Annotated in this window: 18 protein-coding genes; all 18 read right to left on the reverse strand. The window is 51.3% G+C overall.

The genetic code is table 11. The annotated features are described in order from the left end of the window. Nucleotides 1–10: 10 nt before the first annotated feature. A complete protein-coding gene (locus EAE92_RS21290) occupies nt 11–934 on the reverse strand; it encodes a Mu-like prophage major head subunit gpT family protein (protein WP_214069510.1) in 924 nt (307 codons plus the stop codon). After that, the gene (locus EAE92_RS21295) at nt 934–2,139 is read right to left on the reverse strand and encodes a phage protease (protein WP_214069511.1); all 1,206 of its coding nucleotides are present in this window, start codon (nt 2,137–2,139) and stop codon (nt 934–936) included. The genes EAE92_RS21290 and EAE92_RS21295 overlap by 1 nt, the downstream gene beginning before the upstream one ends. A 164-nt stretch (nt 2,140–2,303) precedes the next feature. Then, nucleotides 2,304–2,774: a phage virion morphogenesis protein gene (locus EAE92_RS21300; protein WP_214069512.1), complete on the reverse strand. Its 471-nt coding sequence runs from the start codon at nt 2,772–2,774 to the stop codon at nt 2,304–2,306. Nucleotides 2,775–2,906: 132 nt separating this feature from the next. Further along, entirely contained in the window at nt 2,907–4,232 is a 1,326-nt protein-coding gene (locus tag EAE92_RS21305; protein ID WP_214069513.1) for a phage head morphogenesis protein, read from the reverse strand. After that, a complete protein-coding gene (locus EAE92_RS21310; protein WP_339959413.1) occupies nt 4,216–5,793 on the reverse strand; it encodes a DUF935 domain-containing protein in 1,578 nt (525 codons plus the stop codon). The genes EAE92_RS21305 and EAE92_RS21310 overlap by 17 nt, the downstream gene beginning before the upstream one ends. Then, nucleotides 5,790–7,352, reverse strand: coding sequence for a terminase large subunit domain-containing protein (locus tag EAE92_RS21315; RefSeq protein ID WP_214069514.1), 1,563 nt, complete (start codon nt 7,350–7,352; stop codon nt 5,790–5,792). Before EAE92_RS21315 ends, EAE92_RS21310 begins: the two co-directional genes overlap by 4 nt. Beyond that, nucleotides 7,352–7,924: a DUF3486 family protein gene (locus EAE92_RS21320; protein WP_214069515.1), complete on the reverse strand. Its 573-nt coding sequence runs from the start codon at nt 7,922–7,924 to the stop codon at nt 7,352–7,354. The genes EAE92_RS21315 and EAE92_RS21320 overlap by 1 nt, the downstream gene beginning before the upstream one ends. Before the next feature lie 2 nt (nt 7,925–7,926). Beyond that, nucleotides 7,927–8,214, reverse strand: coding sequence for a VpaChn25_0724 family phage protein (locus EAE92_RS21325; protein WP_172908135.1), 288 nt, complete (start codon nt 8,212–8,214; stop codon nt 7,927–7,929). An 8-nt stretch (nt 8,215–8,222) separates the two neighbouring features. Continuing rightward, nucleotides 8,223–8,525: a DUF2730 family protein gene (locus tag EAE92_RS21330; RefSeq protein WP_072164826.1), complete on the reverse strand. Its 303-nt coding sequence runs from the start codon at nt 8,523–8,525 to the stop codon at nt 8,223–8,225. Next, on the reverse strand, nt 8,509–8,736 hold the full coding sequence (locus tag EAE92_RS21335; RefSeq protein WP_214069516.1) for a TraR/DksA C4-type zinc finger protein: 228 nt from the start codon (nt 8,734–8,736) through the stop codon (nt 8,509–8,511). Before EAE92_RS21335 ends, EAE92_RS21330 begins: the two co-directional genes overlap by 17 nt. Next, on the reverse strand, nt 8,733–9,329 hold the full coding sequence (locus EAE92_RS21340) for a hypothetical protein (RefSeq protein WP_214069517.1): 597 nt from the start codon (nt 9,327–9,329) through the stop codon (nt 8,733–8,735). The genes EAE92_RS21335 and EAE92_RS21340 overlap by 4 nt, the downstream gene beginning before the upstream one ends. Further along, nucleotides 9,322–9,582 (reverse strand): DUF2644 domain-containing protein, encoded by a 261-nt coding sequence (locus tag EAE92_RS21345; protein ID WP_049581984.1) that lies wholly within the window; start codon nt 9,580–9,582, stop codon nt 9,322–9,324. The genes EAE92_RS21340 and EAE92_RS21345 overlap by 8 nt, the downstream gene beginning before the upstream one ends. Next, nucleotides 9,576–9,833: a hypothetical protein gene (locus EAE92_RS21350; protein WP_113049607.1), complete on the reverse strand. Its 258-nt coding sequence runs from the start codon at nt 9,831–9,833 to the stop codon at nt 9,576–9,578. The genes EAE92_RS21345 and EAE92_RS21350 overlap by 7 nt, the downstream gene beginning before the upstream one ends. Continuing rightward, a complete protein-coding gene (locus EAE92_RS21355; protein ID WP_214069518.1) occupies nt 9,833–10,348 on the reverse strand; it encodes a glycoside hydrolase family 108 protein in 516 nt (171 codons plus the stop codon). The genes EAE92_RS21350 and EAE92_RS21355 overlap by 1 nt, the downstream gene beginning before the upstream one ends. A gap of 106 nt (nt 10,349–10,454) precedes the next feature. After that, nucleotides 10,455–10,937 (reverse strand): hypothetical protein, encoded by a 483-nt coding sequence (locus EAE92_RS21360; RefSeq protein WP_065824593.1) that lies wholly within the window; start codon nt 10,935–10,937, stop codon nt 10,455–10,457. Nucleotides 10,938–10,949: 12 nt separating this feature from the next. Continuing rightward, the gene (locus EAE92_RS21365) at nt 10,950–11,396 is read right to left on the reverse strand and encodes a Mor transcription activator family protein (protein WP_065824594.1); all 447 of its coding nucleotides are present in this window, start codon (nt 11,394–11,396) and stop codon (nt 10,950–10,952) included. Beyond that, the gene (locus EAE92_RS21370; RefSeq protein ID WP_065824595.1) at nt 11,372–11,875 is read right to left on the reverse strand and encodes a hypothetical protein; all 504 of its coding nucleotides are present in this window, start codon (nt 11,873–11,875) and stop codon (nt 11,372–11,374) included. The genes EAE92_RS21365 and EAE92_RS21370 overlap by 25 nt, the downstream gene beginning before the upstream one ends. After that, the coding region (locus EAE92_RS21375) for a regulatory protein GemA (RefSeq protein WP_214069519.1) at nt 11,872–12,191 on the reverse strand (320 nt) is incomplete at its 5' end. The genes EAE92_RS21370 and EAE92_RS21375, both read right to left, overlap by 4 nt.

The raw sequence follows: 12,191 nt of genomic DNA on the forward strand, positions 1-12,191 counted from the left end.
TAACAGGGGATTAGAGGTAATCCGCGACAATCAGCTCAAGGCGGCCTTTCATCTCATTGCTGACAGTGCCGCCCTTAGCATCAATCGTCAGCTCACGCTCTAATAGCTGCGTGGCCTCTTTTTCCATTGCCGGCGGCACAACCAAATGCGTAGGCCGGATTGCCAGCGGACGCCCCCCATCGGCTTTAAACTGTCGCATCGCGGAAATTACCGACCAGACGTTATCCGCAGTCAATGGCGCTTTGGCCGCGTAAGCCAGTTGCCAGAATGAATAGCCGGCTTCACAGCGGGTATCGACGCCGTAGCGAATGAGCTTGCGCATAAAGTTCTGTTCATCATCGACTTTATCCATCGCGACCATTTCCGGCGCTTTACGCTGCTGGAAAATAATGGGTTTAATGGCCCTGGAATTATCAAGTACAAACCACGGCAACCCTTTATAGCCGTCGTCTGTCAGGATGTTACTGACTGATTTAGCCTCGCCCTTACCGTCTGCATCGGGGTAGACCGGATGGTCAGCATCAAAGAAGTTCTGTTTGTCGTAACACAGATTGGCGAAGCCGTTTGACAGCGCGCCGAATACCAACTCGTCTGGCTGCACACCGGCGGCACGTCCCATTTCAGTAAACAGCGGCGAGTAAATGCCGACGTTATCGTCTTCAATATCATCCCGATCAACGCCCACCGTGCTTTCGAATGGCCGGTTAATGATTTGATAACCGTGTGATTGCATATCTTTGATAACGCGGTCACCAATCCATTCACGCATGCCCGGAAACTGCCCCAGCCAGCCGTAAGTATTCGATTTTGTTGTGCTGGGCACCACGGTAGCAATGTGCTCATACTGACTGGGAGCCTGGTCAAGCCCGTTTTGAAAATCGCCGTTCCAGCCGGTAAATAACGCTTTAATCAGCGCGGGGGTCACAATCGCCATTATTTGGCTCCTTTTTGTTTGCGTTTCAGGAATTCGGCCTCAGATAACCCTTGAAGACGGGCCGCTTCTTTTTCAAAGGCAGAAAGGACGGCCATACGCGACGGTTGTTTCCTCAGGGTTTGGCGGCTGGTGAGTGCCGTAATGCCTTTCCGGCCCGCTATCGCCGCTTTTAACTCGGCAATGCCGTGCTGTCTCGCTAATGCACGCAAATAAGGCACCTCTGCCGCGACAACCCGCCCTTGACGGCGAGCACTGGTGATAATCGATTCCGCACTTTGCGCGCCCGATCGGGCACTTAACACCGCGGCACGGCGGGCCAGAATCTGATATGCGCGAGTGGGAACAAATTGAGTTAAGTCGACCCCGCTTAATGCCGCATCTTCAAGGATCTGCTCTGCTTCGGTGATATCGGCGGCGGCATCATCAACGATATCGGTTACGCCACTGGTCACACTGTCCGGGTCTGCCGTACTCTCAATCACCTCTTGTGTATCAACAGCGGCTTGCGCCGAGGCTTTCAATGCTTCAATCGCTGACAGCGCCTGATTCAGCAAATCACTGAGTGCCTCTTCGCTGAGTTCGGCGGTATCGTCGGGCAATTCAATACCCAGCTGCTCTAGCAACTGGAGAATAAGATCATTCATAACAATGTCCTGTTTTGATGGGGGTAAAAAGTCCGAAAGAGTTTGCGCCGCCAGCACAGCCAGAGGCCGCATACCGGTTAAACCGGGGTCATTGGTGAGTGCGCCCATCCTCAAATAAAGGGGATGGCCCAGCTCGTTATAAGGAAATACGGCGGACAGATAAGCCCATTCGCTGTTATCGATGGCGGCTTGAGCCGCCGGCGTTAACGACAGGCGAACAAACAGCCCCAAACCTTCGCGCCACTGCATATCTGTTGCGGGATTTTTTAGCCACGCCGCCGCAATCGCGTCTTTGCACGCCGCAGCATCGTCATCTTGTTTTAATGTCACATGGTTGTAGTCAAACAGCACGGGCTGACCAATAGACGCGGTAGCCGCAATAAATTGTTCAGCAATGTTGGTATCGATAAACCACTGCCCGCCAGGTACATCGTCCGGGCGACCATCCCGGGCGCTGAAATGCCCGGCGGGCAGGAGTTGATACCAGCCATCGGTACTGTCTGAAATCGCGGCACTCAAAATGGCGACACGTTTTTTTGGGGTGGGTATTTGGGTTTTCATATCGCCATTCTGGGCAATATGAAAAAAAGGTGGGTTTGTGGGGGATCACACCTGACTGGGAAAGAAAAGATAAAACGGGGGTGAGCCGTGACACTATACCCCGTTTAAAACCCGTTTAAAAATCTCAGGAGGCGTTTAACTTTTTTTTCTGTCAGCCTGACAGGCTAACGCGCTTTCAATGCGGCTGCGTGCTGCGTATTGATAATGTCGATAATATCCGCCGCGCCTTGCGCTGATAGCCCCATATACGGGCGAGCGGGTACCGCAGCCGGACCTGGCGGCATATCAGGTAATCCGCCCCACATCTGAATCGGGGCATAGATTTTGTTAGCACCGATGGCGGCGCTCACTGCGTCGTATTCTGTTGATAACGACATCGCCAGTCCCCCTTGCGAACGCTGTAACATTCTGCCTGTCTTGCCTTTTTTTGCCAGCCTGGCTTTGTACTTTTCGGTTAACGGTTTCCAGGGGTTGCCTGTCGTCGGGTCAGCTTCTTGCGCAAACGCCTCCTCGCTTTCACTGGCGAGAACCGCGGCAATCGCGCGGGTGATCGGCGTCGTATCCCGCCCCAGCTTTTGCACCCGTTTAAAAGCCGCTTGTATCGCTGCGTCATCAAATTGATAGTCAAGTTGCATTAAGATTCACTCATGGTAAAATAGGTTAAACAGTGTACGAATAACGGTAATTCGACGTCAGCGCAAGCCATACGTTTATGCGGGTTCGACTCCCGCCATTGTGACAAGCCCCGGTTATTCGGGGCTTTGTTGTTACAGCGCCCCTTTCAGCAATTCATAATTCCCGCCGGCGATCCCTTTTTTCAGTTCAGTTAACGGCACCCGGTACGTATTAATCACCACATCTAAGGCATCCGGTTGTTTGCGCACAGACCAGGGCGCATTGACCACCGTTTTAATGGTGCGGTTATCATCACTACGAATATACAATAAATTCTGATTCTGCTTATCCCAAAGTATTGCGGACGGATTAGCCACGGTTTTAGGTAGCGCCTGATATTCGTCCATCGTCAATGCGACGCCTTTTTTCTGGTGTTTAAGGCTGTCAGCATGCACCAGGTCTTTTTCACTGATAGCCAGCACTCGTGCGGCAGGCTTGCCGGTTCGTTCCTCCACCGCCACGGCAATATCCTCGGTCATAAACCCCAGCGGCTGAATGTTGTTGCCAGGACGCCGTTGCGTCAGCACCTGGCCGACCCATTGCGCGAACGCGTGTTGTCGTACCGGGGCGTTATTCAATGACTGAATAACCTGCTGACGGAGTTCACGGTTTTGCAACCCAATCAGCTTACGCGCAATACTGATATCCGACCCCATAGCCAGTTGCCCGGCATTGTTTGACCAGCCCGCGCCGGTGGTCATGCGCTGCTTGCCGTTGCGGTACGTCGTGACTTCTGACTGATAAACTTCACCTGTCCGCTTATCAACCCCGGTCTCAACAAGCTGGGTGCTCACCGCGCCGAGACTGGACTCGACCGTTAACCCCATCCGTTTAACCTGAGCGGCAGTCAATGCGCGAATGCGGCAGCGACACCCCCAGTCGTTAGGTGGATAGAGCGTGTTCCAAATCGGATCATCAAAACGAAACACCCGCCCGTGCATCGCCGCATGGCTTTTCCGCGTGTTCTTGTCAATGACAGCAATGTACTGCCAGTAGGGATGGGTATCTGTACTTGCCAGTTGTTGCTGATATCGCCCGGCTTGATACGCGGTAGCCAGGTTAGTGCGATAAATTGTTGCCAGCCGTGCCGGGCTGCCTAACTGGACGGTTTCCGCATTACCGTCACCGTCAACCACAATTTGCTTACCCCACCAACCCTGCTCTTGCAAACGGGGTTTCAGGCTTTTAATAAAATCGCGTTCGGTGGTGCCCTGACTCAGCGCTTTATCCACCTCATCACGAATAGTGGTCAGAATATCCATCCGCGCCGCTTTTGCCACGGTGAACGCCCGCGCATGGGCGGCAGCATCGGTTTCCTGCCAGTTCCAGTTGACGTCATAGCCCTTGGCGCGAAAATAATCCACGGCCAGTTTTGGCTCTAATTTAGCGGCAATACCTAAATCAACCGGTTGTGGCATTCAGACGTCCCCAGAGTTCGGCGACAAACATCGCCCGATGTAACATATCAGCCAGTTGTTCATCGTCCATGTCAGCATAGAGTTCAGACGCTTTATTTTTTGCCGCCTCATAGCCCCCGGTTTCCAGTGCCGCAAGAATAGGGACTAGCAGCGGGTCAACCGTGTTTTGCCATTCCTGGCCGCTTACCGCACCCGGCATCGTATTCACCGATGTCACCGGTTCCGCCGTTAATGCGGTCCATCCGGTTTTAGCGTTTAAAAAGGCGGAAGAGAAATCCGGGGCTGCGGGTGTTTCGGGGACTGTCAGGCAATCTTCATCATCGGCGGCAACAGGAATTTGCAGCTTATCATGCACCCATTGCACCGGAATTTTCATCCCCAGACCGACCAGCCCCGGCAGCGCGGCGGCATAAGCGCTCACGTCTTCCGGCTCGGACAAATCAAACTCAAATACCGGTTTACGCCGCTGATTATCGAATGATTTGCAGTTCAAAGCATATAAAGGAAATACCAGATCCCGCGTGAGTGTGGCGGCCAGTTGCGTGGCGTCACTGTTGCGCACCTCGAAACGCACTTCATTATGCACGTTACCCAGCGCATTGGTACTTGTCGCGCCGTCTGCCTGGCTGGTCAGTGTGCCACCCAGAATGGCTTTCGACATGCTCAACTCAGCCCAATTCATCATCGCCATGAACGGGTCTGATGTGCCGTCTGCCGCCGCTTTAAAATCAATCAACATGGAGCGGGGAATAATCCCGCCGGCGTTGTGACCGATACTCATCACCGCATGAAGCAGGGTTTGTTTCTCTTTGTCGGTCGCGCCCGCCGGATATTGTCCCACGCGAATGGGCAGACCGTAGATTTCCAGAAACTCGGCCAGGTCCCGGACAGAATAGTTCTTGAAGATAAACGGCCAGACCAGGGTGCGGATTAACCCCGTCCGGGCAAGATAGCCCGATTTGGATTTGGCGATATGCTGTACCCAGCCGAACGGCTGCAAATCTTCCCCGTCCGCCGTCCCGTTGCGTAAGCGTAATTGATTGCGCTCATACTGAGGCGTTTGAAACCAGGCCGGGTCGCGCCATTCCACCGCCCGAGGAATAATCAGCTCGCCGGCATCTTCCCACTCGATTTCTTGGCAGCTGAACCCTTTTAATATCGCGTCTGTGGCATCGAAAAGGCAATCGGGTAACCAATCCGCATCTAACAATATTTCGGTTAATAGCTCGGCGTCGCTGATTTCTTCCCGGCTGGCATTGGGCGGCGGCTTAACTGACCAGTCAAGTGACTGGATCGCCCGCCGGCGCTTACTTAATTCTGACTGTAAATGCGCGTCTTTTTCTTCCATATCTTCCGCCAGTTCACACTGTGCCAGTAGCTGGCCGCGCTCGGCCTCAATCAGAATGTCAGCCGCGCGGGCAGGCGTCAAACCACTGACCGGATGATCACCATAATATCGGCGCAATTGTGACACACGAGATTCATCATCCTGAGTCTGCATCTCGTGGTTAAACCAAAAGCGGCGGCCAACGGCATCCACTAACCTGTTGAATATTTTCACCAGCAGCCTCGCTCAAAGTTAGGTAAATCGTCGTCGTCATTTGCCGCAGTGTGTTTACCCGGCAACGGAATAAAGTCAATCATTTGTCCATCCATATAGGTAGCACGGGTAAACATCAGATACGCCCCGGCACTGTCGCCGTGACGTTTTTTACCGTCGGTCCCGGCTCGGCGGGTTTTATCAATTTTGGGCACGCCCCGGATGTTCTGGATTTGGCGCTGGTCGGCAATGATGTCTTCATCTTTAGGAATACGGATGTCATTGGATTCATACAGCGCCTTGTATTTTGGTGACCATTCACGATAGAAATTATCGGTGATATGGATAGCATCGACCATATTTTCACCGTAGTGCAATAACACGGCTTCCCCTAAATAACCACCGTTCCCTGTCGAGTCGATGGCAATCCCGACCAAACGGGGGAGTCGGTCAATCATAAAAAAGGCTATCTGGCGTTGCTGGTTATAAGGCACATCATGCAGTTCAACGGTGATATGCAGAATGCGGCGGGTGTCCTGCTCAATACTCCCGGCCCCGATGACCGATAAATCGCCGGAACGGGCAAAATCCTGACCGAAAGCATGGCGGGTATCAGGATCCAGTTTTTGTAATGCAGGTAACAGCGTCTCTTCACAAAACGTCAACACCGTGTTTTTACGCTCGTCTTCTGTCCAGGTCATATGGCCCCTGGGCATAGCAAAACGGACAACAACACACTGGGCATCGGTTGCACGGTCAATCAGCACCCGGGGGATATAGGCCCCGCTGCCTTGCTTCGGCACGCAATAATATTCTTCCAGTGCATCTTCTTCCGTCGCGGTGTCTTTGAGTAAATTAGCTTTCCATTCGTCTTCTTTTTCCTGCGACCAGGTTTGCCGGGAAACCTGGCAGATACGTTTATACAGCCCGTCATTGCAAGCATCATCCAGCGTAATCGTATGAACAGAATACCGTTTACGCCCGGCGCGGGAATCCTGGAGCAACTCGTTAAACAGGTTTTCATGGCCGTTATGGGTAGAAATAATGCGCACTTTTGCGCCCCACATGGTCAAGGCCAGCGCGGCTTTCAGCACTTCGGCCAGCCGTTCATGGAAAGCGGCTTCATCAATCGTGACATTCCCCTGCATCCCGCGCAGGTTCTTCGGATTGCTGGATAATGCCTGGACTTTAAACCCGCTGCTAAAGTAAATAACAAATGTCAGGATATCTTTATCTTCATCCTCGAAGACTTCTTCACCGACTTCACCCGCCGCCAGTCCGTAAGCTTTAGCCCACATCGCCGCCGCATCAATAAATTCCCGCGCCATTTCTTTATTGGAACCGATATAGAAATGGTTTGTGCCGCCGGCGTCACGGGCTTTGGCGGCGGTCAGTGACGCGTCAGCGGCCTCGGCCCAGGTCAACCCGGTCCGCCGCGATTTTTCTGCAATTTTTAAGACCGATTCATCGGCGATCCAGCGCTTTTGATAACCCAGCAGCACCGCATTGGGATCAAATGTTTCGTCGTTAACCGCATTGATAATAAATTCTGTCGCCGGATTTAATTCCTGTACCAACATTAAACAATTCCTAATATTTGGCGCTTGATATCTGCCGCCGCTTCCGCCGTGAGACCGGCCTGTTTGACCAGGGCTTCTGTCTGCTCTGCGGCTTCCGCCGCAAACGCGGCCCGGATTTCTTTTTCGCGCTTCGTGCTGGTCATGGCGGCCTGTTCAATCCGGGCGGCGACCAGGGCTAACTGAGATAAGGCTTTCGGTTCAACCGGCTCATCCCCCTCGGCCAACTTCATACTGGTTTCAAATGCGAGGGATTTCACAAATTCTTGCAACAGCTTCCCCACGTCGGAAGAGGGCGCAGACCCCAGACGGGAGACCCACACATCGGCAATTTCACGTCCTTCACGAATGCGTGCGCCCAAAGTTTCCATCCGGGAGGCATAACGATTCAGACCCGTCCGGGAGATTTTCAGCGTATCGGGTAAGCCTTCCTCATCAATCAATTCATTAACCGCCGCGCGGATATCTTCCTGGGTATGACGTTTATCACGCAACAAACTGTGCAGCTGGTCCCGGATGGGCTGCGGCAACAAATCAATCTTCGACGGGCGGCCACGCGTCTGTTTATTACTCATGACTATCCCCTTGGCCGGGGGCGTTTCACGCCCGGTACGGTACTGCGGCCCTCAGCAACATCTGCGCCACGCCCCGTAATGGTCATGACCAGGCAACCGGCAACATCATTGACCGAAACCAACCCTTGCTCAGCCAGCCAGTGGCAATGTGATTTCACCACATCGCGACTGACTCGATGACCGTAGGCATCAAGACAGGTCTGCAAGACCGATTCATTGGCATCACCACCACATTCGGTCAGTGAACGCAGCAACACCAGTCGCTGGTCAGCGTTCAAAATTTCACGCATGGATGACATTAATTCTTTTCCTTTAATTCATTTTGCAATAACAAATCGCTCATATGGCGCAACTGGCGCAGCTCCGGCAGTGCCGCTTTTAAATCACCGCGCAGGTTTGCCATCTCCAGTTGCAAAGCGTGTAATTCTTTCTGGTTCGGTAAAGTCGACAATGAACCCTCCAACTGACGTACTTGCATTTTGAGTAACTCAACATCATCACGTTTGGCATAAGTTTTACTGAGCAACACCAGCACCACGTTAAAAGTGACCGTGACCGCCGCCCACACCATCGACCAGTTCTCTTTAAGAAATGCCAGCACCGAATTTTTTCTCCCATAATTCAACCTGTTTTTGACAGTCAACACAGCATTCAAATGCCGGATTGATGGCAAGCCGGGCGGGATCAATCATCTCGCCACAGTGACCGCAAATGCCGCTCCCTGTCTGAATCGGCCGCTCAACATGGGCTTTTAGGGCTAATTCGCGCTGGGATTGCTCTAACTCACATGCCCGGTCAATCAGTCTGCTCATTTTGTTTCTCCTGTTGTTGGGTCGCCCAGGCTTTGATTGCCAGCAGCTTTTGCGCCAGTTCCTGGCTCCATTGGCCGTACCGGCTGGCATGAGTCAGCAGCGCATGCGGCTCCCCGGAACGGGGCATCGGCGGTTTCACGGGCAGTTGTAACAACTGGGGAGGAATGGCCGGGCAGGCTGAAATCACCAGGGGCGGCGTGGCGGTAACCGAGAGCGGCTTGGTAGAGCCGCAACCCGTCAGGGCCAATGCCGGTGTAAGCACTCCCATCACGACTAAGAGCCTCAGGAATACGTTGCTCAATACGTTGCGTGGTTTGTGATAAGCGCGTGATAGCGGCGTATAAGTCATTTGACATCTTTTCATTTGCATGTTGCTGCGCCTGTTGTTTTTCAATCAAATCATGCAGAGCGCCGGCGTTTAATTCGGCGGTGGCTTTTTGTGCCCGATAAAAAGACAGTTCTGCTTCTTTGCGGTTTTCAATTTCCTGATTGATTTGAGGTTGCAAACGTGATCCGGCCCACCTGTCCCCCAGCCAAATGCACAGCGAACCCCATACCACAATGAGCCAATAACGTCGGATAAGATTAATCACGGGCAAACACCTCGCGGTTTTCTGTCACATTGAGTTCTCTGTCACGCTTAATGGCGGCCTGTTTTGATGCCTGGGAATGGGTGACCCACGCCGCCAGATAGCCGACGAACAGATATTCATCCATCTTGCCAGCAAGCGCACACCACAATAAAACGGCTGTGCTGGCAATAAATGCCCCGAATAAGGTGGTATCAGAGGTTGAGAGGCGACCGGTTGCCGGGTTGCTGATAAGCTGCTTTAAGTGCGCTAACATACCGGCCCCCTGTCGCGTTCAGCCCGCAATAAGCGGATATCTTGAGCAGAAACGGATTGCCAGCCCCGGCAAAATAGCGATTGATAAGTGGCGTTATAGCTATAAATTGGAATGTCGCTGATATCGTTGCCGGCCAATGCCTGCTGTAAACAACGTTCCCGCCCGGCTTCATAGATACTTAAATAACGCGGGTTACGCAATTCAGCAATTTGTCTTTTTAATAAATGGTCTGAAATCGGCGGCGGCAGCATCACAACACCTCTAACACCGCAGGCGTCAGCTTATCCAGGCGGTTAAACCAGCCGTCAAGAAAGACTTTTTGTGTCGGGTTCACGGCAATAATACGGGCGTAAGTCAGCGCACGCCGATTCAGTAGTCGGATAAACAGATATTGCGGCGCAAAGGTTTCAACGGCATTCAGCGTGACAGGGCCGATAACGCCGTCATCCCGTACATCTACCGCTCGTTGTAATTGCTGTACGGCGGGCTTGATGCCGTGCTGAACAGCGGCATCAAATACCGCCAGTGAGATACCCGCCGGTAACTTATCGCAACCGGCTTTCAGCCAGAAATCCCGGTAATAGATTTCGGTGGCATCGTCTTCGGTTAATGCGGCAATATTGAGGTGAGGGTAGCTGCGCTGACTGATACCCAATTTTGTCTGGCCGCCGGTGTCGTTGGGGTTATTGACATAGCCGCCTTCTACGGGCAGTAAGTAATGGATAGCATGGATAAAGGAAACGCTGTAACGGTAAGGGTAAGTCATGATGGCTACCTGTTGTTGATAATCGGTAGCTCATCATCATGTTTTAGGCGGGACAATTGGGTTTGTGGGAAGTCAAACAAAAATCAATCAATAGTCAGAATGACTGTTAGTTAAAATCACCCTGACTAATACCACAGGTAAAAACAATGTCACTCGTTCCTTTATCAATGGATGCGTAATATCGAAACGAATTAACAGAGGTAGATACTTGTCTACCCTCAACTCTGGTTGCAGCAGCCATCGTTGCAAGTAATTCTTTGCCTTGTTCTTCTGTGAGGTTTTCGATTACAGCTTTAGAAAACTGCACACACAAAACAGCCGTATCCATTAACTTTTTTTCTAATACTTGTTCATTGCCTGTTAACTTAAATATTGCAGCTATAGCTCTATTATTAGCCCAATATTGATTTCCATCAACAATAGCGACATGAGTATTTTTTTTAGTGTCTCCTATAAATTTCCATTCACTAGCTTTTAGTAGGCCATAGGTATCTAAATTTTTCTTCACAATGTCAAAAGCAGGAAGTTGAGCTGCATGACAAGAAAAAGAGAATATTAAACATGTTAATAGGAAGAGGCATTTTTTCATGATCGGCCTTACTTATCCAAGAGGTAAATCAATTTGATAACGTTTTCGATGTAGTATCAACTGTTGACGCAGAATAGCATAAACCGTTGAATGCGTGAGCGCATATTTTTTTGCCAAGTTATCAATGTTCCCTTGAGAACGACTCCACTCATCAAATAACTGATTATCTCTCAGCGCAGCTTTAAGAGCCTCACCAGTGGGTAAATAAACCGCACGCCCACCGTAATAATGCGCTAATGCACCCACTAGTTTACTACTAGATAAACGGGATAGCGTTTCTTCTTGTCCTTGCCGTTGCAATTCAGCACTAAACAGATCAACCATGTCTGCCAGTAACTGCGGCCAGCGCCCTTGCAATTCAGCAAAGGGGATATCGTTTAACCTGTCCAAGAGTTGCCCCAATTCGACATGATCATCATCAAAAAGTGGCAGGTTTATTTCGTCTGTTTTATTAGCCATTCGGCACCTCCTGATAATTTGGTAACATCGACGCCCATTTGCTGCATTTGTTTAAAATAGGCATCACGACTATCAGAACCCGAAATTTGTTGTTTCTCCCGTGCATTGATATTGCTGCTTTGGGCAATAATCTGTTCGGCTGATTGATAGACAGTTTTCAAGTAGTTGTGGTTGGATAACGGTTTCTTGTCTCCTTGTGCCCGCTTTTCTCGGATGCGTTCAACAGTTTCACTCAAGGCGTGAGCTAGTACCCGGCTGGGTTTGTAAAGCGCCAGCACTTCACCGGCCAGTTTTAATGCCCGGCTATTGGACAGGTTTTGTTTCTCACGGCGAAACAAGCCAATATAGGCCACCAAATGCCGGGCACAACTGCCCGGTAATTCAGACAGCATTTTTAATAACTGACGACTGGCGTCATCTTCACATAACGCTTCTAAATGCCAGTCAGAGTGGCAAATTGGGCAACGGGCTATTTTCATGATGATTTCCCCATATTAAAGGCGTGACATATCGCATCGTATCCCCGGCGGGCTGGCAGTGGTTGCTTGCGGGCTGCCATGCATTCTGTCATCAGTCTGAGATGCCATTTTTTCAAACTCTCAATAACCGGATAAACCAGTGAGGGGGTTAGCCAGCCGACCTCTGCGACTCCGGCACCATTGATTTTGGCTGTTTGTCGCATCACAAATTTATTCAATGCTGACTCTGAACCATCATCAATAAATCCCTGCTGATGCATGGTGATCCAAATAGCCCGAATTTTGTTAATTTCTGCCGTGCGCACACGGCCTTTAA

The organism is Photorhabdus hainanensis (assembly GCF_018448965.1).
Classification (GTDB): domain Bacteria; phylum Pseudomonadota; class Gammaproteobacteria; order Enterobacterales; family Enterobacteriaceae; genus Photorhabdus; species Photorhabdus akhurstii.

Bases quoted from the DNA above. Each gene is read 5' to 3' on its own strand.
- EAE92_RS21290 (WP_214069510.1), bottom strand. From the start codon at position 934: ATGGCGATTGTGACCCCCGCGCTGATTAAAGCGTTATTTACCGGCTGG.
- EAE92_RS21295 (WP_214069511.1), bottom strand. From the start codon at position 2,139: ATGAAAACCCAAATACCCACCCCAAAAAAACGTGTCGCCATTTTGAGT.
- EAE92_RS21300 (WP_214069512.1), bottom strand. From the start codon at position 2,774: ATGCAACTTGACTATCAATTTGATGACGCAGCGATACAAGCGGCTTTT.
- EAE92_RS21305 (WP_214069513.1), bottom strand. From the start codon at position 4,232: ATGCCACAACCGGTTGATTTAGGTATTGCCGCTAAATTAGAGCCAAAA.
- EAE92_RS21315 (WP_214069514.1), bottom strand. From the start codon at position 7,352: ATGTTGGTACAGGAATTAAATCCGGCGACAGAATTTATTATCAATGCG.
- EAE92_RS21320 (WP_214069515.1), bottom strand. From the start codon at position 7,924: ATGAGTAATAAACAGACGCGTGGCCGCCCGTCGAAGATTGATTTGTTG.
- EAE92_RS21325 (WP_172908135.1), bottom strand. From the start codon at position 8,214: ATGCGTGAAATTTTGAACGCTGACCAGCGACTGGTGTTGCTGCGTTCA.
- EAE92_RS21335 (WP_214069516.1), bottom strand. From the start codon at position 8,736: ATGAGCAGACTGATTGACCGGGCATGTGAGTTAGAGCAATCCCAGCGC.
- EAE92_RS21345 (WP_049581984.1), bottom strand. From the start codon at position 9,582: ATGTTAGCGCACTTAAAGCAGCTTATCAGCAACCCGGCAACCGGTCGC.
- EAE92_RS21350 (WP_113049607.1), bottom strand. From the start codon at position 9,833: ATGCTGCCGCCGCCGATTTCAGACCATTTATTAAAAAGACAAATTGCT.
- EAE92_RS21355 (WP_214069518.1), bottom strand. From the start codon at position 10,348: ATGACTTACCCTTACCGTTACAGCGTTTCCTTTATCCATGCTATCCAT.
- EAE92_RS21360 (WP_065824593.1), bottom strand. From the start codon at position 10,937: ATGAAAAAATGCCTCTTCCTATTAACATGTTTAATATTCTCTTTTTCT.
- EAE92_RS21365 (WP_065824594.1), bottom strand. From the start codon at position 11,396: ATGGCTAATAAAACAGACGAAATAAACCTGCCACTTTTTGATGATGAT.
- EAE92_RS21370 (WP_065824595.1), bottom strand. From the start codon at position 11,875: ATGAAAATAGCCCGTTGCCCAATTTGCCACTCTGACTGGCATTTAGAA.